This window comes from Vibrio sp. 10N.222.55.C6 (genome assembly GCF_041473395.1).
Classification (GTDB): Bacteria; Pseudomonadota; Gammaproteobacteria; order Enterobacterales; family Vibrionaceae; genus Vibrio; species Vibrio crassostreae_C.
Map to the genome: position 1 here is coordinate 1 of NZ_JBFRSD010001140.1, position 382 is coordinate 382.

The window sequence follows — 382 nt, forward strand, 5'->3', positions numbered from 1 at the left end:
TATCAGTATTGATGATTGCCAGTTTGTTGGTTAGCGGAGGTGTATATTTAGGTGAACTAGAGCCATAAACAGCCACGACATTACAGCCCACAGCGGCGGCCACATGCATCAGCCCAGAATCATTGCTAACGACAGTACGACAAGCCCCAATCAAGTCTACAGCCTGAATTAAGCTCGTATCTCCAGCTAAATTGAAGCAATGCTGCTGCATATCAACAGGGACTTGTTCGATTATCTTTTGGGTTACTTCTCGATCTTTAGCCGAGCCAAACAACCACACTTGGTAGCCTTGCTTTATCATCGCTGTCGCAGCTGTTGCAAAGTGATTATCAGGCCAACGTTTCGCAGGGCCAAACTCAGCTCCAGGACATAAACCAAGGAC

At 46.9% G+C, this 382-nt stretch carries 1 protein-coding gene; it reads right to left on the reverse strand.

Annotated features, from left to right (window positions below):
* Positions 1 to 382: lipopolysaccharide heptosyltransferase II (waaF, locus tag AB4486_RS27900; protein WP_372120056.1), on the reverse strand; the 382-nt coding region annotated here is incomplete at both ends.